The following is a 23940-nucleotide window of genomic DNA, read 5'->3' on the forward strand; positions in this document are numbered from 1 at the left end:
TGCTGGGAGGGGGGCGGGGAGGCCCGCTAGAACACCATCGGGCGGTCGTAGTCGTCCTCGAACGTGCCCCCGAGCAGGCTCGGATCGATATCCACGACGACCGGCACGTGGTCGCTCGGGGCGTCGCCGCGGCGCTCGTCGCGGTGGATGCTCGCACCCGTCACGGTGTCGGCAAACGCCTCGGACCCCATGATGAAGTCGATCCGCATCCCCTCATCCTTCTGGAAGCGGCCGGCCTTGTAGTCCCAGAACGTGTAGCCCTCGGGTACGATGGGCCGCACGACGTCGGCGACGAGGGGCGCAAACGCCTCGAACGCGGCGCGCTCCGCGGGGGAGACGTGGGTGGATCGGCCGAGCACGAACGACGGGTCGCCCATGTCGGCGTCGAGCGGGGCGACGTTCCAGTCGCCCATGAGGGCGAGCGGCAGCTCGGGGTCCTCGTCCAGCCAGGCCTCCGTGTTGTTGCGGAGCGCTTGGAGCCAGTCGAGCTTGTACTCGAGGTGCGGATCCTCAAGCGAGCGACCGTTGGGAACATACAGGCTCCAGAGTCGCAGGTCGCCGACGGTGACGCCGAGCGCGCGCGCCTCAAGCGGGAGGCCGTTCGGGCCCGTGCCCTGCACCTCTTCCTGCCCCTTGATGGGCTTGCCGAAGCCGGGCATGCCGTCGAAGCCGCGCGCCACGTCGGTCATCTCGTGGCGGCTCGCGAACGCGACACCATTCCACTGGTTCAGGCCGTTGATCTCAAGGTGGTAGCCAGCCTGCTCGAATGCCTCGATGGGGAACTGGTCGGGGCGGCACTTGATCTCCTGCATCGCGAGGACGTCAATATCCTCCCGTTGCAGCCAGTCGACGACGCGACCGAATCGAGTGCGGATCGAGTTGACGTTCCAGGTGGCGATGCGCATAGCACCAGCCTAGCTGGGCTCCGCACCGAGTGCTGTGTGCCGTTCGAGGAAGGCGAGCACCCGCGGCCACGCGTCCTGGCGTGCCGCCGCGATTCCCTGTGGCGTGCCGCCGAGGTGGATCGGCCCGACCTGCTTCGCCGGGTCGGCCCCGGGGAGTTCGGAGGTGCCGAGCACGGTTGCGGGGTTGCCGTTTGGCCCGATGGTGTGGCCGGCGTTCGGGTAGCTCAGGAATTCGACCTCGTGGGCGAAGCCGTGTGCCTCCAGTCGCTCGATGGCCCAGCGGCTGTAGGTGGCTCCCGGCCAGAGCAGGTCGTCTTCTCCTGCGATGAAGAGGATGGGCCCCGAAATGTTCTCGACGGGGATTTCGGCTGCCGCGTGCTGTTCGCGATCCTGGAAGTTGCGCAGTGAGTTGATTGCGAACACCTGTACGCCGTCGCGTGTTTCCTGGGTAGGGCGGCTTCCCGTCCACCGCTGCGCGTAGGGGACCGGTTCGCCGTTGCGTGTCCAGGCAGAGCGGCCGGCCTCGACATCGTCTGGCCCCATGCCGCCGTTGACGTATGCGCTTGGCACCCAGGCGAGTACGGATTTGATCTGCGGGTAGCTGCTCCCGAGGAGGAGCGCGAGCTCGCCGCCGCGTGAGGTGCCGCTGATGGTGAGGGTGCTGGTGTCGAGTTCTGGTCGCCGCTCGAGCCAGTCGATTGCGGTGCCGAAGTATTCGAGGGGGATCTCCGTGAGTGTCGGCGGCAGGAAGCCCGGTTCGGGGGCGTTGAAGTATGCGAGGGCGAGTGCGGCGTAGCCGTGTGATGAGTACAGAGCTGCGATCGGCTCCGGCACGCCGCCGTCCGAGCCTGGCACGACGATGATCGTGGGAAACGGGCCCGTTCCCTCTGGGGTGAACAGGGTCCCGTAGAGGCCGTCTTCGCGTACTTCGGTTCGCGACACGGTCCCGTGAACGGGCTGCCGGACGATGGTCGTCGTTGCGACGAGCTCGTCGTTCACCGAGGCGGTGATCTCGACGGTGTAGTCGGCGAGTCCGGAGTTCACGAAGCGAGCGTTGCTTGGGCGCACGGGTGACTCCGGGTCCGCGGCGAGTGCCCAGAGCAGCCCCTCGGCGTCGGGGACGAGGAAGTCGCCAAATACGGGGGTGTCGCGGTCGAGGTCGATGCGGCCGGCGCTGTCGGCAACGTACGCAACGCGGGATCGCCATGTCGTGGTGTCGGGGATCACCACGGTCGCCTCAACGGTGACGAGGCTGCGCGGTGCGAGGCCCTCGATGGTGACGGCGATGGGGGTGTCGATGAGGCCGACTGCCGGCGTGGCGGTGACCGTTGGGGGTGTTGGCATTGCTGGTCCTTCTGGGTGGGGTCTTGGGTGCCGAGGTGAGCCGGCTTGCTGGCAATCGTGCAGCAATCATTTCACTTGCCGTTATGTGTGAAGTAACTTGCTGTAATAAATACTGACAGAGATTTATGGCAACCATAAGCTGAGGCACATATTCGAGTGGGGGAATCCCCACCGCACGGAAGGGCGGATCATGACGGTACAGACGCGTACGGCATTGGGAAGAGTCGAGATCGCGGGCACCACAGTGTCGCGGGTCGGCTTTGGGGCTGCGCGCCTCACTGCCGGCGACGGTTGGGGCACGCCGAAGGACCCAGCCGCTGCGCGCAACCTCCTCCTTGCCGCCATTGACGCGGGCTACGACTACGTCGACACGGCCGATTCGCTTGGCCCAGGTGTGAGCGAGCAGATCATCGGCGACGCCGTCGGGAACCGCAGTGACGTGCTCGTCGCAACGAAGGTCGGAATGCTCCGCCCATCCCCGACAGTGTTCAGCATCCTCGGGCGGCCCGACTACCTCAGGCAGCAGATCCACCTCAGCCTGCAGCGGCTGCGCCGCGACAGGATCGAGCTGCTCTACCTCCACCGCATCGACCCCGACTACCCACTCGCCGATCAGCTCGGGGTGCTCCAGGAGGCGCGTGACCGCGGCGACGTCGGGGCAATCGGAATCAGCGAGCCCACGCTCATCCAGCTCGAAGAGGCGGCGACGCTCGAACCGGCGCTCGCCGCGGTGCAGAGCCTGTACAACCCCGTCGCGCGGGCAAACACCACGGTGGCGACGCGCTCCCGCGAGCTGAACATTCCCTTCGTCGCCTACTGGCCGCTCGTCGGGAGAGGTCTGCAGCAGGCCCACAAGGCGCAGCTGTTCGAGGAGTTCCGCATCATCGGGGACAAGGTCGGCCTGAGCCCGCACCAGTTGAGCCTCTCCTGGATTTTCACCACGCAACCCGAGTCGCTCGCGGTTGCCGGATCGCGTTCGATCAGCCACCTCGTGCAAAACCTCGTCGCAGCAGACATTCTGCTCGACGGCTGCATCGCCGCTGAGGTTTCCCAAGCGGTCGAGCGGGTCATCGGCGATGTGACCTTCAACCCCAAGTTCCCCAAGGAGGAGCAATGACCCGCACCGCAACAGACCCCATCGAGACCTACGCAGGCTACAACGCAGGTGACCTCGACGGGCCGGCAGTGGAAGTCGTCGCCGGAACTCCGTTCAGTGGTGCGGCCGAGGCAACGATTGACCGGGTAATTGCGCGCATCGAAACGCTCCGCCCCGAGCTCGAACAGCTCGCGGTGGAGCTCTACGAGGATCCGGAGACCGCGTTCCAGGAGCACCGCAGCGTCGCCCGTATCGCGCAACTGCTCGAGCGGCACGGCCACGAAGCGACCGTCGGCGCGTTCGGCCTGCCGACTGCCTTCGTTGCGACGGTGGGAACCGAGGGTCCGCACTTCGCGATCGTCGCAGAGTACGACGCGCTGCCAGGCGTCGGGCACGCCTGCGGCCATAACATCATCGCTGGCGTAGCGATCGGCGCCTTTCTGGCTCTTGCCCCCGAGGTGGCCGAGCTCGGTGGCCGACTGAGCCTTATCGGCACACCAGCGGAGGAGAGCGGCGGCGGCAAGGAGCACGTGCTCCGGGCTGGCGGGTTCGACGACGTCGACGCCGCGGGAATGGTGCACCCGAGCGTCGGCAATCAGGTCTCCCCGATCTACGGGTCTGGGACGAGCGGGGTGCGTAGGGTGCGCGTGCGCTATCACGGCCGTGCGGCGCACGCGGCTGGTAGCCCATATCTCGGGCTCAACGCGCTCGACGCTGTTGTGACGGCGTACCAGTCGATCGCGCAGCTCAGGCAGCACATCCTCCCCATTGACCGGATCCACGGGGTGATCGTGAACGGCGGCCAAGCGGCAAACATCGTGCCCGAGTTCACCGAGGCGGAGTTCCTCGTTCGCTCCTCCAACATCGAGACGCTCAACGTGCTCACGGAGCGGGTGATCGAGATCTTCGAGGCCGCGGCGCTCGCTACGGGCACTCGCGCCGAGATCGAGCCAGATTTTGAGCCACCATACCTGCCGCTCAAGCAGAACGTCTCGCTGGTGAAGCACTGGGCGAAGCACCTCGAGCGCAGCGGCCGCACTGTCCCGCTGCAACCAGCAAGGGTCACCCACGGCGGGCCGTCGACCGACATGGGGAATGTGAGCTGGGCGATTCCATCGGTGCACCCGGCGCTCGGGCTTGGCGGCGGCCCCGACGTGCTGCCGCACAACGCATCGTTCGCAGCGAGCACGATTGAGCCCCCAGCATTCGCGGCGCTCGCAGATGCAGCTTCGGCGCTTGCCGGGCTCGCGGCGGACTACCTATCGGACGCTGCGCTGCGGGAGGCCGCGGCTGCGGAGTTCGACCGCGCGGGTGGCAGGAAGCGGTGGGAGGGGTGAGTGCGGCGCTGCTCGCTCAGCCGCGACTGCGCTCGCGCGGAGTCGCGGCGGTTCCGCGGTGGGTGCGGATCCTCGGCCGCAGCGTGTTCGACCTTGCGCTCGTCGTCTGGATCGCGGCGACCATCGCGTTCCTCGCGCTGCGGCTCATTCCCGGCGACCCGCTCGACGTGCTCTTGTCCGGTGTGCAGGATTCGACGCCGGAGATGCGGGCAGCGATCGCCGAACAGTACGGGCTCGATCAGCCGGTCATCGTGCAATACTTCAGCTACATCGGCGGCGTGCTGCGCGGCGACCTCGGGACGAGCTACCACCTTGGCGCCCCCGTCACCCAGATCCTGTTCAGCGAGCTCGGGCCTACGATTCAGCTCACGGTCGCGGCGATGCTCGTCTCGGTACTTGCAGCCTCGGCGATTGCGCTGCTCACCAGCGGCCAGCGCAAGGGCGTGCGATTCGTGGCGCAGGCGGTCGAGATCGTCTCGATATCGGTGCCGTCATTCTGGCTTGGCATTGTGCTCATGACGGTGTTCTCCTTTGGGCTCCGCTGGCTGCCGGCGTTTGGCAACGGTTCGCCAGCGACGCTCGTGCTCCCGGTGATCACCCTCGCCGTGCCGCTGACTGGCATTATCAGCCAGATCCTCCGCGAACGCATCGAGTATCAACTCCATGAGCCGTTCGTGACGACGATTCGCGCGCGCGGCGTTGGGGAGACGAGTTTGCGCTCCGGGCACCTGCTCCGCCACGCGAGTGTGCCCGTGCTCACGCTGAGCAGCATTCTGTTCGGCTCGCTCCTCACCGGAACGGTCATCATCGAGACCCTCTTCGCGCGTGCGGGCATCGGCAGGGTCATTGTGCTTGCGTTGCAGAGCCGCGACGTGCCTGTTGTGCTCGGCTTCGTGATCTTTGCCGCGATCGTTTTCATTGTGATCAACACCGTCGTTGACCTTGTGCTGCCGCTGATCGACCCGCGCCTGAGGGGGGAACGATGACCATCGAAGCCACACGCCAGCAGCTGTCGCCTCGCCAGCCTCGCCAGCCCCGCGGGCGCGGCACGTTTGCTCCGGTCGGCGTGCTCATCGCGTTCGTGGTGTTCGCGCTGCTCGTTCTCGCGGCGCTCGCCCCGTGGCTGTTCACGCAGCACGATCCCATCGCGAGCGACCCTCGCAACGCGTTTGCGAGCCCAAGCGCTGAGCACTGGTTGGGAACCGACCAGATCGGAAGAGACCTGTTCTCGCGGCTCGTCCACGGTGCGCGCTACTCGATCTCGCTCGGCGTCTTCGCGACGCTCATCGGGCTCGTCGGCGGGGTGATCCTCGGGGTGCTCGCCGGCTACACGCGCGGGATCTGGGACCGCGCCATCACCCGTTTCCTTGACGTGCTGCTCGCGTTCCCTGACGTGCTCGTCGCCCTCGTCACGATCACCGTGCTCGGCCCGGGCGAGTGGAGCCTCATCTGGGCGGTTGGCCTCGGCAGGCTCCCCGGGGCTGCGCGCCTCGTGCGCGGCGAGGTGCTGCGCATCAAGCAGTCCGGATTCGTGCGCGCGGGGGTCGGGATCGGGCTCACGCAACGCCAGCTCGTGCTCCGCCACATCGTGCCCAATAGCCTCGGTTCGGTGCTCGTGAGCTCGGTGCTCGGGGTGGGGGTGAGCATCATCTTCGGTGCCTCGCTCAGCTTCCTCGGGCTCGGCTCGGTGCCACCGACCCCTGAGTGGGGGCTCATGCTCTCCGAAGCGCGGCAGTACCTGAGCATTTCGCCGTGGACGGCGATCTGGCCGGGCATATTCATCACCATCACAGTGGTGTCGATCACCGTTATCGGCCGCTGGGCGCAACAGCGATTCATCGCGAAACGGAGTTCACTATGACCGAACCACTCGTTCAAGTCGCGGGGCTGCGGATACGCTTCGGGGAGCTCACCGCGGTGCACGAACTCGGCTTCGAGCTGTATCCGGGGCAGTGCGTCGCGCTCGTCGGCGAGTCCGGCTCGGGGAAGTCCGTGACCGTCAGGAGCCTGCTTGGGCTCGTCGGCCGCGGGGCAACCGTCGAGGCGGACACGCTGCGGCTCGGTGGCCGCGATCTGCAGTCGCTTTCGCCGGGCGAGTGGCGGAAGCTGCGAGGCGCCGAGGTCGGGCTCGTGATGCAAGACGCCCTCGTCTCGCTTGACCCGCTCGTTAGGGTAGGCGACCAGGTCGCCGAGCCCATCAGGGCGCACGGGCAGCTCGCCCGCGCGGCCAGGGGTCGCAGGGCGGTCGAGCTGCTCGCGAGCGCAGGCGTACCTGAGGCGCAGATGCGGGCAAAGCAGTACCCGCATGAGCTGTCCGGCGGGCTGCGCCAGCGCGCACTCATCGCGAGCGCGATCGCCGCCGGCCCGCGCGTGCTCATCGCAGACGAGCCGACGACGGCGCTCGACGTCACCGTGCAGGCTCAGGTGCTCGAGCTGCTCGATTCGCTGCGAGAACAGGGTATGGGCCTCATTCTCGTCAGCCATGACCTCGCCGTTGTCTCCCAGCTAGCCGACGAGATCCTGGTGATGCACAATGGCCGGGTCGTTGAGCAGGGGCCAACCGCACGCGTGCTTGGCGCTCCAGCGTCCTCGTACACGAAGCAGCTGCTCGCCGCGATTCCGTCGCGCGGATCGCGCGGCCGCAGCCTGACGATCACCTCGGAGGCCGAAGTGGACGCGTCGGTGGGGGAGAAGGGCAGTGTGGATCGAAGCGTCGCGGTCGCGGATCGGACAATCCCTGCCGCGGTGCAGCGCGAGGCGCCAGTACTCCAGGCCCTTGACCTCGTCAAAAGCTATGCCCGGCCGGGAGGCGGGCAGACGCGTGCGCTCGACAGGGTGTCGTTCGCGCTGCGCCGCGGGAGCACGCTCGGGATCGTCGGCGAATCCGGGTCTGGGAAGTCGACGGCGGCGAACGTGGTGCTCGGCTTCACTGCCCCGGACTCTGGCAGGGTACTGCTCGACGGCAAACCATGGTCGGAGCTGCGTGAGCGCGGTCGCCGGCCACTGCGGCACCGCATCCAGTCCATCTCGCAGGATCCGCTCGGCTCCTTCGATCCGCGAGCCAACGTGCAAGCGATCCTCACCGAAACCCTTGAGGCCGTTGGGGTGCCGGCGCGAGAGCGCCGTGACCGAGCGGTTGAGCTGCTCGAACGGGTCGACCTCGGCGGTGAGCATCTTGCGCGCAACCCACTCGAGCTTTCCGGCGGCCAACGCCAACGAGTGGCAATCTCGCGCGCACTGGCGACGAGCCCCGAGGTGCTCGTCTGCGACGAAGCAGTATCTGCTCTCGACGTCTCGATCCAGGCGCAGGTGCTTGACCTCCTCTCCGACTTGCAGCGCGACACCGGGGTGTCGCTGCTGTTCATCTCGCACGACCTCGGGGTGATCAGCCATGTCGCAGACGAGGTGATCGTGATGCGGCGTGGCCAGGTCGTCGAGGCCGGGCGCACCCAGACCGTGTTCGACGAGCCGAGGCACGAATACACGCGCCAACTCGTCGACGCCATCCCCAGGCTCCGCTTCCACGGAGCCGACCCAACTCTCACCCACACTCCGAACGAAAGTATCCACACATCGTGAAACGAAAGCACCTACTCATACCGGCCATCGCGCTCGCCGCAGCACTGGGCCTTTCGGCCTGCTCAGCTGCCGGCGCAGGGACCGCGTCGCCCGCCGAGGCCGCGGGGGACCCTGTCGTCGGGGGCTCACTCACCTACTTCGCCAACACCGAGCCGCCGGTGTGGGACGGGCAGCGAATCCCGAGCCTCAACCTCAACTCCATCAACAGCTCCATTTTCGACACGCTCATCGCTCAGGCGGAGGACGGCACGTACCTTCCCGGCCTCGCTTCGGCGTGGGAGATCAGCGATGACGGCCTCACCTACACCTTCACCCTCCGTGAGGGTGTCACGTTCCACGACGGCACGCCGTTCAACGCCGAGGTGTTGAAGCAGAATTTCGATCGCCCGGTGAACGAGCCCGACCTCGCGACCGTCTCGAACGGCATCGAGGAGAACGTCGTCGTCGACGACTACACCCTTGAAGTCCACCTCAGTCGCAAGAACGCCGCACTGCTGCACGCGTTTTCCACCCCGCACTGGCCGATCTACTCGGGCAAGGTGCTCTCGGAGCACTCCTCAGCCGAGCTCGCCGCGTCGCCCGAACTGTCGATCGGCACGGGCCCGTTCAAGGTGGGCGAGTACGTCAAGGGTTCGCGCGTTGTGCTCGAGCGCAACGAGGACTATGACTGGGCGCCTGAGACCTGGGAACACGAGGGCACCGCGTACCTCGACGAGGTCGTCGTGAACTTTGTGCCTGAGACGCAGGCTCGTATCGGCGCGATCACGTCAGGTCAGGCGGACGCGATCGATCAGATTCCGCCGCTAAACATTCCCGAGGTTGAGGCTGCTGGCCTCTCTGTCCTTCAGAAGGACAACACGGGCACGCCCTACTACATCGCGCTCAACCCCAACCTCGCGCCGTTTGACGACAAGAACGTCCGCCTCGCGTTCCGCGATGCGATCGATATTGATGGCCTCCTGCAGGGTGTCTACGGGGGCGTTTACGAGAAGGCGTGGAGCACGACGCTGCCAGACACACCCCCGCTTGGATCGTTCGACAAGTCCCTCGTCGATAGCTGGGAGTACGACCTGGATTCGGCGACGGAGCGGCTCGAAGCTGCCGGATACACGGAGGTCGACAGCGAGGGCTATCGCGTGAAGGATGGCGAACGCCTGACACTGCAGTGGTACGTCGACAGCCTGTACTCGCAGACTGATCAGCGCCAGCAGCTTGGCGAGGCCATCGCGTCGGCGCTCAAGGACGCCGGGTTCGAGGTCGTTCGCACCCCGCTCGACACGGCAACCTTCGGAGCAGAGATCGCGAAGAACGAGCACCACCTCGCCGACTCGTCGCGCGGCTTCGCAGACGTTGGCACCTCGGTGTCGCCGTTCACAACGCGCTCGATTCCGACGTCGAACGGTGGCTCCGGGATCAACTATGGGCTGCTGAGCGACCCGGTCATCGATGAGGCGTATGAGGCCATCAGCACCTCGCTCGATCCAGCGGTGCGTATCGAGGCGGCGCAGACGGCGCAGCATCGCATCCTCGACGAGGGCTTCGCCGTACCCGTGTACGTGCCGAAGAAGATCGTCGGCACGACGGAGAGCGTGCACGGGTGGAAGTTCGACGCCGTCGGATACACCGACAGCTTCTTCGACGTCTGGCTCGAGCAGTAACCGGCTTGCGGGTGGTCCGGGCCTGAGCGCCCTGACCGCCCGCACACAGCGGCGCGGGTGGGCCAGCCCCCACCCGCGCTCACCTCACCACCCACTTGAAAGGAACGGCCACGTGCCACGCATCGATCTCTTCTACTACGGCGATACCACGCCAGGGCACTCGCCAGCGCGGCTGTACCGTGAGCTCCAAGAGCAGGTGATTCTCGGAGACCAGCTTGGGTACAACGGGGTGTGGTTCACCGAACACCATTTCGGTTCCCGCGGTGAGATCCCCGAACCGCTCACGCTTATCGCGCGACTCAGCGGTGTGACCGAGCGCATTCGCTTCGGCACCTCAATCGTGTGCGCGCCGTACTACCACCCAATCCGGCTCGCTGAGCAGGCCGCGCTGGTCGACGCGATCTCTGGCGGGCGTCTCGACCTCGGCGTCGGCACGGGGATGACAACGGAGGAGCTCGCGCGCGTGTGGGGGTTTGAGGCGGAAGACGCCGCGCTGCGCGCCCGCGAGATCCACGAGATCCTCCGGCAGGCGTTTGATGACGGCGTCGTGAACTTTGACGGTCAGTTCTATTCGTACTCGAACGTTGAGATCTCGCCGCCCGCTGGGCGGCCAGCAAAAGACATCATCTGGACAGCGGCCGGACGCAACGCGATACCCCTCGCGGCAGAGCACGGGTACCGGCTCATGATTCCGAGGCCGCTTCCCCTTGAAGCAAGGCTCCGGGTCAACGAGGAGTACCGCGACCAGGTGCCTGGCGGCGAGGTTGTGCACCTGCGCTCGGGGCTTGTCGGCCCGACGCGCGAGATCGCGCGTGAACGCGCCGTTGAGTTTCTCCGCGAGTACGCTCGCGTCTATCTCAAAGCGGATTGGCGTGGCGGGCCAGACAGTGCGGAGTTCGACGAGATCGCAGAGCGGCTGTCGTTCGCCGTTGGCACCGCGAGCGAGGTCGCAGACAAGATTTGGGGGTGGACCGAGCAGTTCTCCGGAACCGAGGAGACGGCGATCCAGTTCCATGGCCCCCACGTGAAGCACGAGCACGTACTCGAATCGATCGAACTCTTCGCGGCAGAGCTGCCTGGCCTGCAGGCAGACGCGGTGAATACGCACGAGCAGTGGGTGGATCGCGGCATCCCGGACCGGGCGGTCACAGCGAGCCTCGCCCCGTACAGCGGCGCGGTCGGGGAGCCCAATGTCCGGCAGCACGTCGCTGTCTAGCGCAACGAATTCAGATACCACGAGGAGCACACCATGACGCACGAACCACTCCACCCCGTTCAGGGAACGAGAAGCCCGCTTGGCACGACCGATGTCGGCGAACGGCTTCGCATCGGGTTTATCACCCACCTCGACCAGCACGACGACACTGCGACGATTTATCGGGAGAACATTCGGCTCTTCCAGGAGCTCGAGCAGCAGGGGTACGACAGCGGTTGGATAGCGTCTCGGCACTTCGGGGCGGGGTGGGCGGCGCTCCCGAGTCCCTACGCGTTCCTGGGGGCGCTCGCCGCGAATACCGAGCGCATTGGGCTGGGGACAGCGGTGCTGCCGATCATCTTTGACGATTCGGTTCGGGTTGCGGAGGAGCTGTCGGTCATCGACCATCTGTCTGGCCATCGGCTGCTTGCAGGCCTCGGGAAGGGGGTCCCGAGTGACTCCTATCAGGTCTTCGAGGCCTACAAGCCAGACCGCGACAGAAGCTTCGAGGAGAAGATCGAGCGGCTCCACTGGGCGCTCGAGGGGAACCAGGTTGAGAACGGGTCCTCGTCCATCTACCCGGCGAACGAGGCGCTCAAGGGGCGGCTCTTCCACGGCAGCTCGAACATCGACACCATTCGCTTTGCCGCCCGCAGCGGTGACGGCTTCATCCTTGAGCGCTTCGGCAACGGCGCTGAGCGTGATGCGGCGAAGCGGCAGGCGTTCCAGCAGCGCCAGGCGGACTCTGTGCTCGAGTACCGCAGGGTGTTCCGCGAGGTGTGGGGTGAGGAGCGAACACCGTATGTTGTGACGTCGCGCACCGCATACCCCGCGGCGACGACGGCGGCGGCGCTCGCGGAATCGTCAACGCGCGTCGCGCACTGGAACCGGTTCGCGGCGCTCGCCGGGCGGGTGAACCTCGAAGACTCGATTGAGGATCAGCTGCTCTCTGACAACTACATTTGGGGGGATCCCGCTGCGCTCGCCGCAGACCTGCTTGCCGACCCGACGGTGCTCCTCACCGATGAGCTCGTGCTTGGCATCCACCCGGCAAGGCACACGATCGATGAGACGCTCGAAAAGGCGCGCATCCTCATCGACGAGGTGGTGCCGCTGGTGCGTGAGGGCTGGGCGGCCGGCCGTGCGGCGCTCCTCGAGGCTGAGCGGCTTGAGGTGTCGGCATGACGGCCACAGCCGGTGGCGGCGCCGTGGCGACCGGGGCCGCCCGCACGGGCGAACCTCGCGCGCCGCGCGGTTTTGTCGCGGAGTGGGAGGCCTGGCAGCGCGAGCGTATTGCGGCGGCGGGAGCGCCGTACGGGCCGGCCTCGCTGACGCTCACCGGGTGGCTTGGCGATGAACCGCGTGCGGTCCCTGGCCTGCCAGGCCTGTGGCGGTCCAAAGGCGGGGCAATCGTCGGATCCGGCTTTGCCGCTGGGGCGTACACCGTCCCCGGTGTTGGCCCGGTGTCGGATGAGGTGACCCTTGCCGCTGACGGCCCCGCTGAGATTTACGCTGGCGAGCGATCCATTCGACGGTTTGCTCGCGGCGAGCAGCTTGCGCTGCGAGTGTTTGATCCCGCAGCGGACGGCCGCCGCGGGTTGCGCGCGATAGCCGCGTATGAGCCTGACGAGAGCTGGCGGCTAGCTGCGCGCTTCGAAGCGGATCGAGTGGAGCGGGAGATCGAGCTCGCCGACGGGTACACGCAGTTGGCGGAGACCTCTGGCGCTGTGGTGTGGGTGCGGGAGGGTGTTGAGTTTCGGCTGACCGCCACCCTGCGACCTGCGGGCATTTCGATCGTCTTCGGTGACGAGACGAACGGGGGAGAGAGCTACGGGTTCCGGTTCCTGTCTGCCGAGCTGCCGGATACTGACGGGCGCACGGTGCTTGATTTCAATCGTGCGTACCTCCCGCCGTGCGCGTTCAGCGACCAGTTTGTGTGCCCGCTGCCCACCCGTGAGAACCGGCTCCCACTGCCGATTCGTGCTGGCGAGCGCAGCGTTGTGCGTGAGCAGGCTGTGTCGGCGGTGAGCGGCTCGTAGGGGTGCGGCTGTCGTGCGCGCGCCTGTCGGTGGCGCGCGCACGACAGCTCAGATCACGTAGTCGAGCTCGCGATACACGCCGCGGTGGAACACGAGCGGCTCGCTCGCGGGGTCCGTCTGGAGCTCCCCGACTCGTGCGAGGAAAATGAGGTGATCGCCGGCTTCGATCTCGCGCTCGATCTGCGCGGCGACCCACCCGATGACGCCGTCGAGTACGGGCGCACCGTTCCAGGGCGCTGGTGACCAGGAGACGTCGCGCCACTTGTCGGTGCCCGAGCGCGCGAACTGTGTGCTCAGGTGCCGCTGCTGCCTACTGAGGAAGTTCACGACAACCTGGCCGCTCGCGCGTACCGACGGCAGGCTCTTCGACGTGCGCGCGATCGAGAACGAGATCAGCGGCGGTTCGATGGAGACGCTGTAGAACGACTGGCAGGTGAAGCCAACGGGGCCGTCGGCGCCCGGGGTGGTGATCACCGTTACGCCCGAGGGGAAGGCCCCCATGACGTCGCGGAAGTAGCGGGAGTCGAAGGTGTTCTCCGCAACGTCCTGCTGTGTGGCGGTACTGCTCACGTGCCTCTCCTCTGCCTGTCCTGGTGTGGTGATGAGCGCGGTCGCTGGTCGGCGGTGCGTGCGCAACGCGGTGGGCGACGTGCGCTCATCTGTGAAAACTATGCCACGAAAGCATAAGTGAAGCTAATGCGAAGTATTTTGTTACCTAATGTGTCACGCGGGTGCGATGCCTCCTCGCGCCAGCAGCGCTGGCGGAGACGATCCGCTGTCGCCGCGGGCGCACGGCCCCTCGGTGACATGCTCAAGGTTCGCTCAAGGCCATAGATCACGCCCTGGGAAACCTATAACTTCCGTAAGTATGTTGACAGCGCAATGGGGCAGTGGGGTCAGGCGACCCGTACGCCCCTCCTGTCACTTTCGCCAGCAGCCGTGGTCGAGCCTCGTGCACACACCACGTCCCGCCGCGCACGGCTGCCGCTCCTCGTACACCCGGCACGGGTGCACGCCGCCTCCGACCTCGGAGGCGAAATCAGCGGCACCCACACTCGGGTGACCGCACAACGAAACGATCATGAGAGAAGGTGGAACTGAGTGGCAGTTAAATCTCGACCACTGGCAATGTATGTGGTTGCCGGTGTGCTCCTTTCAGGCATATTTGCAGCTCCAACCGTTGCGCTCGCCGAGGACACGGGCACCGAAGCCCCCCTTGCGAGCGACGCGGTAGCGGGCGTCAACGACACTCAAGATGATGCGGCAGACGACGACGCTGCGGCACCGAACCCGGGCGAGCAGCCTGGCCTCCCGGACGACGCGGGGTTGGGGGAGTCGCCAGCTCCCCCGGTGAGCGACGACGCTCCAGCCCCGGTCAACGTGCCGGTCGCGGCTCCCACAGCGTTCGCCGAAGAACTGCAGACGGGGTTTGAGCTGCGCGGAGAGGTCGACGGCGAGTCCTGGACGACCCAAGCAGAGGAGCTCGCGTTCCTCAACGCGGTAGCCGACGCGAGCTCGCGCGTTGAGTTCGAGGTGCTCGGGCAGTCAACCCTCGGCCGCGACCTCCACCTCGTCCGCATTGGTGCCGACACCCCTGCAGCCCGCGGCGAACTCAACGAGGCGAACACCGCCATGGTGACGTGCACCCAGCACGGCAACGAAGAGGCGCCACGCGAGGCCTGCTTGAAGCTCGTGCGCGATCTCGCCTTCGCCGAGGATCCCGCAATCGTCAAGTACCTCGAGGAGGTCACGGTGCTCGTGATCCCCACGGGGAACCCAGACGGATTCTTCGCGGCAGGCGCCGACGGTATCGTCACCCACGACACCCGCACCCGTCTGCTCTGGGACGGAACCGACGCGGCGGGCAACCCCGCCCCTGGCACAGACCCGAACCGCGATCACCTCGCACTGCAGACGGTCGAGGGGCGGCTCATGTCGTCGCTGCTCAGCGAGTTCACGCCGCACGTCGCCCTCGACGCGCACGAGATTCCTGTGCGCGGCGAGATCGGACCGAAGCCCGGCCCGAACTCAAACCCAACTGGCCGCTACGGTGACGCCGAGTTCCTCTACCCGCGCAACGCGAACGTGCCAGAGGACGTGTGGCAGCTGTCGAAGGACTTCGTCGACGGCGCAATCGCTGGCACCCGCGCCGCGGGCTTCGACGGCAGGTACTACCTCAGCGGTGGCGATGAGCGGATCATGCGCAACGCGCTCGGTTTGCGCGGGACAGTGAGCGTGCTGCTCGAGTCTAATCAGAACTACCTGAACAACACGGACCGGGTGCGTGTGCAGACAACCGCAATGCAGGACGTCCTTGGGTACCACGCTGAGAACGTGCAGCGCGTGACCGAAATGGCGAACGCGTACGAGGCCTCGCAGATAACCGCAGGCGAGAACCGCGAGCCACTGTTCGTTGGTGGAGTGGTCCCCGATGGCAACCCAACAGACGGTGTCGGGGTGCTGCCAGCAGGCACACCGCTGGCGACGCTCGACCCGGCTCCGGCGTGCTACACGCTGACGGCCGAGGACTACGACGCCGTGAGTGAGCAGTTGGAGCGGCACCGCGTCGTCGTTGACGAGATCGCGGATGGCTACCAGATTTCGCTCGCGCAGAAGGCGCGCCCCGTCATCCCGTACCTCGTGGATGAAGCGGCTACGTACGCGGAGGTTTCAGCCGTTCGTGCCGCGGAGTGCGCGGATCTCGTGGAAGAGCCTGAGAACCCGGGTGGCGAGACCCCGGGTGGCGAGACCCCGGGCGGCGAGACCCCTGGCGGCGAAACGCCTGGCGGTGAGACCCCTGATGGCGGCACCCCTGGCGCGCCGGATGACGGGACGCCCGCGGCTGGGGGCCCGAACTCGGGCGCAGGCCGAGATGGCATCGCGGCGACTGGCTCCGGCGGGGCCTTCCTCCCCGTCAGTCTCGCAGGGCTGCTCCTCGCGGGTGGCGCGCTCATGCTGCTCCGGCGGCGCTCGCAGCGTGCTGACGCCTAGCACTCAGCGCTGACGCAGAGGGGGACGGCCGCGCAGCTACCCGACGAGCACCGCATCAATCGCGGTCACTTCGGGGTGGTTGCTGGAGAACTCGATCTCCAGGAACCCGCGCGGCACGTCCTCCTCTGTACTCCGGCTGCTTGCGCCGCCGGCGTACGCAACCCTTCCGGACCCCAGCACAGCGCGCGCGTGGACGTGGCCGAGCGCCCAATAGTCGTAGCCGAAGCCCTCGAGCGCGGTGAGCGTTGTCGGCGCACACGTGCGTGCGCTGTCGCGCCCGTCGAGGGAGGTGTGCAGCATGCCGATGTTCAGCAGCGCGGGAACCGGGGTTGGGTAGGCGGCGGAAAGATCCTGTTGCTCGTCCGCGACGCTGATCGACTGCCCGTGCACCGCGACGCCAAGGTGTGGCCAGGTGACCGTCTCCGGGCGGGCGCGGCCAAGCAGGCTCGTTTCTGCCGGGAGGTCAAGCTGCCAGAGCACACCGTTCTCTGCGTCATGGTTGCCCGCGATGACCGCCACCCTGGTGCCTTGAGCGGCGAGCGCCGAGAGGAAACCCAGAAACAGTTCCTCGCCCCGCTTCTCGCCGTGTGCGCGGTCGAATACGTCGCCGGCGATGAGCACCGCGTCGTATGTGCCCCGTCCCACCGCCCCGCAGCTCCGAGCGCCGTCGCCGACCGTTGGGCCTGCGAGCACGCGATCGAAGAGCGCAGCGACGTCACGGTAGGAGCGCGCGTCTGGTGCTGCGCTCGCCGCAGCTCCCGCGGTGTATCCCGCGCCGTTGGCCCCGATGTGGAGGTCGGCGAGGTGAGCGATGCGGATCACGTAGCCCGCCGTTCTGCCTGGCGGCGACGCCACACCTCAAGCGCAACCAGGATGACGGTGGATCCGAGCACGCCGATCACGGTGAGCGCCATCGCCTCGGCACGCTTGCCCTGGTCGAACGAGCTGATGATCCACGGCGAGAGCAGATCTAGCGATGCGGGCCGAATGAGGGACGACACGACGACCTCGCGGATGCCAACGAGGAACGCGAGCATCCAGCCAGCGATGATGCCGGGCAGCAGGAGCGGTAGCGTGATGCGGAAGAACCGCTGCGGCCCGGTCGCGCCGGCAGCATACGCCGCCTCGAACAGGCGATCGTCGATGCTGAGTCTCGCGGTCTTGATGTTTTGTACGACCATCGGCAGAAACAGCGCGGCGTACGCGATGATGAGCATCCACCCCGTGTTGTACGGGGTCGCTGGCAGCCAGGGCGCGTTCCACAGAAAGATGAAGCCGATCGCGAGCACGATTGTGGGAACGGTGTCTGGGGCGACGGCGAGCATGTCAACGAGTCGGCCCGCCACGTTCTTTCTGCGCGCAGCGACCAGCGCGCAGGCGATGCCGATGAGCACCGCGAGGGTCGCGGCGGCGAAGGCGAACCCGATGCTGTTCATGAGCGCGGGGAGGCCGGCGTTGGGTTGGAGTACGAGCGCGAAGTAATCGAACGTGAGGTTGTCGAGCGAGAGCGGCTGGGAGCGCAACAGCGTCATCGCGCCGAGCACGACGGCGACGTAGGGGATGACGACCGACACCAGCGCGATGCCGACAACCCAAGCCCACCCGGCTGCGATCCACCCGCCAACCCGTACGGTCGTTCTGCGGCTTGCGCGCCCGCCAAAGTGGGTGTCGCGGCGACCGATCCACTGCTGGAGCCCCCACACAACCACGCCGAGCGACAACAGCAGGCTCGAGAACGCCGCTGCGCTTGGGAAGTCGAGCGGATCGATCGTCACGTCGGCGTAGACGCGCGATACCAGGACGGGGAAGCCGATCTGGTTTCCGATCGTCACCGGAGTGCCGAACTCGCCAGCAGCGCGAATGCAGACGATGAGCACGCCGAGCGAGAACGGCGTGCTCGCGAGCGGTGCGACGATACGCCTCAACCGCTGCGCTGGCGACGCGCCAGCGATGCTCGCCATCTCGTCGGCGCTCGCTGGCACCGCGTTCAGATGGTTGCGCAGGATGAGGTAGAGAAACGGGAAAATCTCGCAGGCCATCACTGCCGCCATGCCAAACGGGGTGAGCACGAAGGAGCGAGCCAGCGAACCAAGCGGACCAAACGCCTGCTCAGCGAGCCCCCCGACGCGGGTGAAATCCAGCCATGCGAGCGCGGCGACATACGGCGGCGTCATGAACGGCACCATCACGAGCACGTCGATCCACCGCTGCTCGCGCAGCTTCGTCCACGACATGAAAAATGCGAGGGGAGCGGCCATGAGCGTCGAAAAGAGCACAACGAGTGCGCACAGCACGATGGTGTTGCCGACGATCTGCAGATTGCCTGGCTCGACGAGCGACCCGAGCGCTGAGGGCTGACCGTTGTATCCCGTAACCGCTCTGACGAGCACTGCGACGAGCGGTAGCGCAGTGCCGACGACGAGCAACACGATGAGTCCGGCAACGCCGATGGACGGGCGGCCGGGCGTGGATCGCGGCACGCCAGCCCGCCCGCCAGGCGCAGGCCGCGCACCCGATGCTCGGGGGGCGCGGCCGCGCGGCAAGCTCACTGAGTCAGCGCGCTCAGCTGCGGCCGCGGCCGAGGGGGAGGAGGGTGCGTCTGCGCGTGCAGCTTCAGTGATCGGAGGCATGGCTTACGAGAGGTAGCGCTCGACGAACGTGGCCAGAATGTCCTTGCCTGAGGCCGACACCTCGCTCCATTCGAAGTCGAGCTGGCCCACGTCGTCGAGAGCGACGGCGCCTTCGGCCACCGGCACCGATGGCTGCGACGGGATCATGAACTTCTCAGCGGCGATCGTCTGGCCCTGCTCCGCGAACATGAAGTCAACGAACGCCTCTGCCGCTTCCTGGTTCGCGGTGGTGTTCAAGATGAATACGGGGCGGGGAGTGACGGTTGTGCCAGACGACGGCAGGATGACCTTGAGCGCTTCGCCCTTCTGCACCGCAGCGTACGCCGAGTAGTCGACCCCGCCGAAGACGACCGAGTGTGAGCCAGCGGTGACATCATCGAGTGCTGGGCCGTTTGCGCCCTGCACGACCATCCCGTTTGCGAAGAGCTTGTCGAAGAGCTCCCAGGTCGCGTCCTCACCCTGCGAGGCGACCATCGCGGCGATGAGGTCGCGGGCCGTCCCCGATTCCCGCGGATCGGGCATGAGTACCTGGTCCTTGAACTCCGGCTTCGCGAGGTCTGCCCAGTCCTTCGGCTCGGCCGGTGCCGTGTTGGTGTTGATCACCAGAGACAGGGCCGAACCGTCGCGGCCGATGAACTTGTCGCCGTCGCCGATCCACGACGGGGTGATGCTGTCGTACCCGAACGGCTGGTACGCGAGGGTGCGGCCGTCGGCGGCGTACTTCGCCGCTGGCGCCCACGACGCAAGGTAGACGACGTCCGCCTGCGGGTTTTCCCACTCTGCGTCGAGCTTCGCGGTGATTTTGCCCGTCTCGCCACCAAACACATCGACCTTCACGCCTGTCGCGTCGGTGAAGGCGGCTACGAGATCGTCGGTGAGGCCCTGCGGGTTCGCGGAGTAGAGCGTGAGCGAGCCGCTCAACCCCTGCGGGGCCGTCCATGTGAGATCGGAGGAGGCTGGCTGGCCGCCGGCGGCGGAGGAGGGGCCTTCGGCCTGCACACTGCCGCAGCCCGCAAGGAGCGTTGCCGCGAGGAGCCCGCCAGCAACTGCGAGGGACTTGGTTCCGAGACGGAGCATGATGTTGCCTTTCGAATGTGTGTTGTGGTCTGCGCAACTGTGTGCGCAGACGCGGGTGTTCGCGCCGCCACCGGATGCGGCGGGCGGAGAGTTGGGCGCTGGCTGGTCAGTCTGCGTTCGCGACGTCGATGACGTCGCTCTCACGGACGCAGAGCGCCAGCGTTTCGCCTAGCCTGCTCGCGTGCGGGGCGTCAAACGTCCAGACGTTGGGGGAGCCGGTGAGCTGCGCGGTGGCCCGGTAACCGCCGCCGCGATAGTCGCAGCTGATCACGGTCGCAGTGACGGAGATCACGCCGGGGTCGCCCGCGGTCTCCCGCGCGAGGTCGGGGGTGAGTACCCGCACGGCCTCGAGCCGCGCACCGCGCAGACGCTCGGCCGGCGAGCCGACCGCCGGTAGGCGATTGAACACGCCGACGAAATCGGCGACGACACTGTCGACCGGCCCCTGGTACAGCTCCTCAGGGGAGCTGAACTGGCGCAGCTCGCCTTTCGCGAGCACGGCGATGCGGTCAGAGAGGCTCATCGCCTCTGCCTGGTCGTGGGTGACGAACACCGTTGTCACCCCGAGCTCCTTGGTGAGCGCTTTGAGCTCAGTCCGGAGTTGCACCTTAAGCGCAGCGTCGAGCGCCGAGAGCGGCTCATCCATGAGCAGCACACTGGGTTTCGCGACGACCGCGCGGGCGATGGCGACGCGCTGCTGTTGCCCGCCGGAAAGTTGGTGGGGCAGTTTCTCGGCGAAGCCGCCGAGCCCGACGAGTTCGAGCGCACCAGAAACGGTTGCTCGCAGCTCCTTCGATCGGGCTCCTTTGGGTGTGCCCTGGCCGCCAACGCGCAGTGGGAAGGCGACGTTTTCGAACGCGGAAAGATGCGGCCAGAGAGCGAGGTCTTGAAACACCATGCCGATCCCGCGCTGCCTTGGCGCGAGGTTGAGCCGGTCGCGCCAGTCGAACACTGGGCGACCGGCGAACTCGATGCGGCCGGTCTGCGGGGTCTCCAGGCCTGCGATACAGCGCAGCAGCGTCGACTTGCCGCAGCCCGATGGCCCAAGGATGCTCACAAAGTCGCCCGCAGCGATTTCCATGCTCGTTGGGTGCAGGCCTGTGTTGTCCTGGTACACGCGACTCACACCGGTGATAGTGACCGCCGCTCCGCTCGCCGGTCGTTCGCGTTCAAGCTGGGCCGGGGCGTCAGCGGTCATGGCCGCCTGTGTATCGGGTGTGGAGAGAAGCACCTGGGTAGTTAAACCCACCAGTGTGAACCGGCCGCAACGAGCGGGTGAACTCGGGCTTCACTGCGGGTTCACCCTCCGGACACCGGGGCGAGGAAACGCCGCGGTGGCGGGTGTGGCCTGGTGCGAAGCCGAAGGGTTCGGGGCGAGAACTTCACGCTGCCTATTGATTATCGATAGTTGTCGGGCAATCATTGAGGCATGTACCCCACCCCCATGCCCCCTGCGCGGGCGCTCGTCATCACCACCGAAGTGCTGCTTGGCGTCCTCTTCCTCGTGGGCGTCGCCGCGATCCTCCTACTGCCAAGCCTCGCAGGAGAGCTCGCCGTGAGCTATCCGGAATACGCCGACCTTCGCGTTCCGCTCCTCGCGACTGCAACCGTGTTCACGCTCCTTGGCCTCTTCGCCATTGTGGTCGTCGCGCTGCTCGTGCGCCGCATAGGCATTGGGGCGATGCTGAGCCGCGGCTCTGTCCGCTGGGTTGACCTGCTCGGTGCGGCTCTCGGGTGCGCCGCCGCGCTCGTCGTCGTCGGATTCGTGGTCGTGAGCAATGGTCAGGCCGGGAGCCCGTTCATGGCGCTCATTCAGGTACTGACCTGCCTGGCCCTCATCTCGCTTGCGTGCGTCACGCGCGTGCTCAGGTCCCTGCTGCAAAACGCCATCGCGATGCGCGCCGAGCTGGATGAGGTTGTGTGATGGCGATTCGCGTGACCATCGACCGCCTGCTGGCCGAGCGCGGAATGAGCGTCGGCGAGTTCGCGGAGGCCGTCGGAATCACTCCAGCAAACGTCGCCGTACTCAAGAACGGCCGCGCGAAGGCTGTTCGCTTCTCCACGCTCGACGCAATCTGCCGAGCGCTCGACTGCCAGCCCGGTGACGTGCTTCGCTACGAGGGGCACTCGGGCGGGGAGCCTGTGCCGCACACTGAAATCCAGGGCGGGCACTAGTTCAACAGCCGGAGGGCGTGCTGAGAATGCAGAAATCCCCGCCGCTTTCGCGACGGGGATTTCTGGTGATGCTGTGCGCCCCAAGGGATTCGAACCCCTGACCTTCTGATCCGTAGTCAGATGCTCTATCCAGCTGAGCTAGGGGCGCAGTGTTGAACTCTCAACTTGGAATACATTACACGAAACTTGGGCCATGTTCAAAACGAGGCGGGTGTCGCGTCGCTGAACTGTTCGCGCAACGCGCGCTTGAGGATCTTTCCGCTTGGGTTTTTGGGGAGCGCGGCGACGACGTGAACGACTGTTGGCACCTTGAATGGGGCGAGTCGCTCGCGTGTGTGGGCGCGAAGTTCGTCGGGGGTCGCGGAGGAGTCGGCGGTGAACACGACGGCTGCCGTTACCGTTTCCACCCATTTCGGGTGCGGCGTGGCGAACACTGCGCACTCGGCAATTGCATCGTGTTCGTAGAGCGCCTCCTCGACCTCTCGGCTCGCAACGTTCTCGCCGCCAGTGTTGATCATGTCCTTGCTGCGGTCAACGATGCGCAGCCTGCCCTCCTCGTCGAAGACTCCGAGGTCGCCCGAGTGGAACCAGCCGCCCCTGAACGCCTCAGCGGTCTGCTCCGGCGCCTCCCAGTAGCCGAGGGTGAGCTGCGGGCTCCTGTGCACGATCTCGCCGACCTCGCCGACGGGCACAGGGTTGCCCTCCTCATCGACGACGCGGGTTTCGACGTGGAGCACTGGCCGGCCAGCTGAGCCGGCGTGGCTGAGCTGCTCGTGCGGCGGCAGGATCGTCGCGACGGGCGCGAGCTCCGTTTGGCCATAGAAGTTCCAGAGCTGCAGCTCAGGCAGACGCTTCTGGATTTCGTAGAGCACCTCGACCGGCATGGCGGCCGCGCCGTAGTAGCCCTTTTTGAGGCTCGAGAGGTCTGCCTCAGCAAAGGCAGGTGAGCGAAGCAGCGATATCCACACGGTTGGGGGCGCAAAAAACTTCGTGACCCGGTGCTCCTCGATCGCGCGCAGCACCGTCGCCGGATCGGGGCCGGGCAGCAGGATGCTCGTCGCGCCAAGCATGACGTCTGGTCCGAGGAAGCAGTCGAGCTGGGCGCAGTGGTAGAGCGGGAGCGCGTGGAGGTCGACGTCGTCAGCGGTCATTCCGCCCTCAACGACCGAGCTCAAGTACTCGGAGCTCAGCGACCGGCTGGAGTGCATTGCGCCTTTCGGCCGCGACTCGGTTCCGCTCGTGAACATGATGCGGATCGGGTCGTCCGGCGTGATCGTGGTGGTTGGCTCCGCCTCGGATGCTGTCGCGAGCAGCTCCTCGAATGGAATCCACCCTGAGAATGATGCTGTCGCCAGGTCTTCGGTGATTTCGACGAGCGTCGGAACGTTTGCTCCTGGGTGTGCAACCGCGAGTTCGGCGTTGGGAACGAGGGCCGACTGGGTGATAAGTACCGCCGGTCGAGTGGCGGCGATGAGCGGGCCGAGCTCGCCGGGAGTGAGCACGAAGTTGATGGGTACAAGGATGGCTCCGGCGCGTGCGGCACCGTAGGCTGCGACGGCGAACTGCCAGCAGTTTCGGCTGAGGATCGCTACGCGCGCTCCGGGAGTCACCCCGGCATCGGTGAGGGCGTTTGCCCAGCGGTTTGCGAGCCGGTCGAAGTCGGCGAAGCTCAGCTCAGTCTCGCCGTCGATGAGCGCCGTCTTGTTGGGGAGCCGAGCTGCGGTGCGCCGCAGTTGATCCCCGAGCGTGTCGGCCCGCGCAGCCGAAATCGTTGCGGAGAGTGCGGGATCAAAGAGCATGTTCTACCTCTTACATCGTCGTAAAGCAGGTGCTGAGCAGTGCGGGTGCTCGCAACGATAGCAATGAGCGACTGCGAGCACCACCCTGGGCTGCAGGTACGATAAGGCACGTGCC

The 23940-nt window shown here is 66.5% G+C and carries 20 protein-coding genes and 1 tRNA gene; 12 read left to right on the forward strand and 9 right to left on the reverse strand.

The genetic code is table 11. The features are described from left to right. Positions 1-26 precede the first annotated feature (26 nt). Entirely contained in the window at positions 27-905 is an 879-nt protein-coding gene (locus tag SD72_RS13705) for an exodeoxyribonuclease III (RefSeq protein ID WP_042545033.1), read from the reverse strand. Positions 906-914: 9 nt separating this feature from the next. Then, positions 915-2249, reverse strand: a complete 1335-nt coding sequence (locus tag SD72_RS13710) for an acyl-CoA thioester hydrolase/BAAT C-terminal domain-containing protein (protein ID WP_052492706.1) — start codon at positions 2247-2249, stop codon at positions 915-917. Positions 2250-2439: 190 nt separating this feature from the next. Between SD72_RS13710 and SD72_RS13715 the strand changes: the two genes are divergently transcribed. From SD72_RS13715 to SD72_RS13755, 9 genes are all read left to right on the forward strand, one after another. Further along, positions 2440-3366 carry an aldo/keto reductase gene (locus SD72_RS13715; protein WP_042545034.1) on the forward strand — a complete coding sequence of 309 codons (927 nt, stop codon included), beginning with the start codon at positions 2440-2442 and terminating at the stop codon, positions 3364-3366. Next, positions 3363-4682: a M20 family metallopeptidase gene (locus SD72_RS13720; protein WP_084767229.1), complete on the forward strand. Its 1320-nt coding sequence runs from the start codon at positions 3363-3365 to the stop codon at positions 4680-4682. Before SD72_RS13715 ends, SD72_RS13720 begins: the two co-directional genes overlap by 4 nt. After that, the gene (locus SD72_RS13725) at positions 4670-5668 is read left to right on the forward strand and encodes an ABC transporter permease (protein ID WP_052492707.1); all 999 of its coding nucleotides are present in this window, start codon (positions 4670-4672) and stop codon (positions 5666-5668) included. Before SD72_RS13720 ends, SD72_RS13725 begins: the two co-directional genes overlap by 13 nt. Continuing rightward, positions 5665-6543, forward strand: a complete 879-nt coding sequence (locus tag SD72_RS13730; RefSeq protein ID WP_052492708.1) for an ABC transporter permease — start codon at positions 5665-5667, stop codon at positions 6541-6543. The genes SD72_RS13725 and SD72_RS13730 overlap by 4 nt, the downstream gene beginning before the upstream one ends. After that, positions 6540-8261, forward strand: coding sequence for a dipeptide ABC transporter ATP-binding protein (locus tag SD72_RS13735; RefSeq protein ID WP_042545035.1), 1722 nt, complete (start codon positions 6540-6542; stop codon positions 8259-8261). The genes SD72_RS13730 and SD72_RS13735 overlap by 4 nt, the downstream gene beginning before the upstream one ends. Further along, positions 8258-9919 (forward strand): ABC transporter substrate-binding protein, encoded by a 1662-nt coding sequence (locus tag SD72_RS13740; protein ID WP_042545036.1) that lies wholly within the window; start codon positions 8258-8260, stop codon positions 9917-9919. Before SD72_RS13735 ends, SD72_RS13740 begins: the two co-directional genes overlap by 4 nt. A 112-nt stretch (positions 9920-10031) precedes the next feature. Further along, entirely contained in the window at positions 10032-11135 is a 1104-nt protein-coding gene (locus SD72_RS13745; RefSeq protein WP_042545037.1) for an LLM class flavin-dependent oxidoreductase, read from the forward strand. Between the two features lie 33 nt (positions 11136-11168). Next, the gene (locus SD72_RS13750; protein ID WP_042545038.1) at positions 11169-12299 is read left to right on the forward strand and encodes an LLM class flavin-dependent oxidoreductase; all 1131 of its coding nucleotides are present in this window, start codon (positions 11169-11171) and stop codon (positions 12297-12299) included. Then, on the forward strand, positions 12296-13153 hold the full coding sequence (locus SD72_RS13755) for a DUF1684 domain-containing protein (RefSeq protein WP_052492709.1): 858 nt from the start codon (positions 12296-12298) through the stop codon (positions 13151-13153). Before SD72_RS13750 ends, SD72_RS13755 begins: the two co-directional genes overlap by 4 nt. 48 nt (positions 13154-13201) lie before the next feature. Here SD72_RS13755 and SD72_RS13760 read toward each other — a convergent pair whose 3' ends face one another. Continuing rightward, entirely contained in the window at positions 13202-13723 is a 522-nt protein-coding gene (locus tag SD72_RS13760) for a flavin reductase family protein (RefSeq protein ID WP_232299790.1), read from the reverse strand. Between the two features lie 531 nt (positions 13724-14254). Between SD72_RS13760 and SD72_RS13765 the strand changes: the two genes are divergently transcribed. Next, positions 14255-16144: a M14 family zinc carboxypeptidase gene (locus tag SD72_RS13765; protein ID WP_157000598.1), complete on the forward strand. Its 1890-nt coding sequence runs from the start codon at positions 14255-14257 to the stop codon at positions 16142-16144. Between the two features lie 36 nt (positions 16145-16180). Here SD72_RS13765 and SD72_RS13770 read toward each other — a convergent pair whose 3' ends face one another. The 4 genes from SD72_RS13770 to SD72_RS13785 form a co-directional block, all read right to left on the reverse strand. Then, entirely contained in the window at positions 16181-16966 is a 786-nt protein-coding gene (locus SD72_RS13770) for a metallophosphoesterase family protein (protein WP_198141977.1), read from the reverse strand. Continuing rightward, entirely contained in the window at positions 16963-18774 is a 1812-nt protein-coding gene (locus SD72_RS13775) for an ABC transporter permease (protein WP_084767232.1), read from the reverse strand. The genes SD72_RS13770 and SD72_RS13775 overlap by 4 nt, the downstream gene beginning before the upstream one ends. Positions 18775-18777: 3 nt before the next feature. After that, positions 18778-19851 carry an extracellular solute-binding protein gene (locus SD72_RS13780; protein ID WP_042545040.1) on the reverse strand — a complete coding sequence of 358 codons (1074 nt, stop codon included), beginning with the start codon at positions 19849-19851 and terminating at the stop codon, positions 18778-18780. 106 nt (positions 19852-19957) lie between these two features. After that, positions 19958-21049 carry an ABC transporter ATP-binding protein gene (locus SD72_RS13785; RefSeq protein WP_042545041.1) on the reverse strand — a complete coding sequence of 364 codons (1092 nt, stop codon included), beginning with the start codon at positions 21047-21049 and terminating at the stop codon, positions 19958-19960. Between the two features lie 231 nt (positions 21050-21280). On the opposite strand from SD72_RS13785, the gene SD72_RS13790 reads away from it, so the two are divergent. Beyond that, a complete protein-coding gene (locus SD72_RS13790) occupies positions 21281-21775 on the forward strand; it encodes a DUF2975 domain-containing protein (protein WP_084767233.1) in 495 nt (164 codons plus the stop codon). Further along, the gene (locus tag SD72_RS13795) at positions 21775-22026 is read left to right on the forward strand and encodes a helix-turn-helix domain-containing protein (RefSeq protein ID WP_042545043.1); all 252 of its coding nucleotides are present in this window, start codon (positions 21775-21777) and stop codon (positions 22024-22026) included. The genes SD72_RS13790 and SD72_RS13795 overlap by 1 nt, the downstream gene beginning before the upstream one ends. 74 nt (positions 22027-22100) lie before the next feature. Here the strand turns inward: SD72_RS13795 and SD72_RS13800 are convergent. After that, a tRNA-Arg gene (locus SD72_RS13800) sits at positions 22101-22174 on the reverse strand. Positions 22175-22223: 49 nt separating this feature from the next. Then, the gene (locus SD72_RS13805; protein ID WP_042545044.1) at positions 22224-23825 is read right to left on the reverse strand and encodes a fatty acyl-CoA synthetase; all 1602 of its coding nucleotides are present in this window, start codon (positions 23823-23825) and stop codon (positions 22224-22226) included. Between the last annotated feature and the right edge of the window lie 115 nt (positions 23826-23940).

Source organism: Leucobacter komagatae (genome assembly GCF_000834055.1).
In the GTDB taxonomy this organism is placed as follows: domain Bacteria; phylum Actinomycetota; class Actinomycetes; order Actinomycetales; family Microbacteriaceae; genus Leucobacter; species Leucobacter komagatae_A.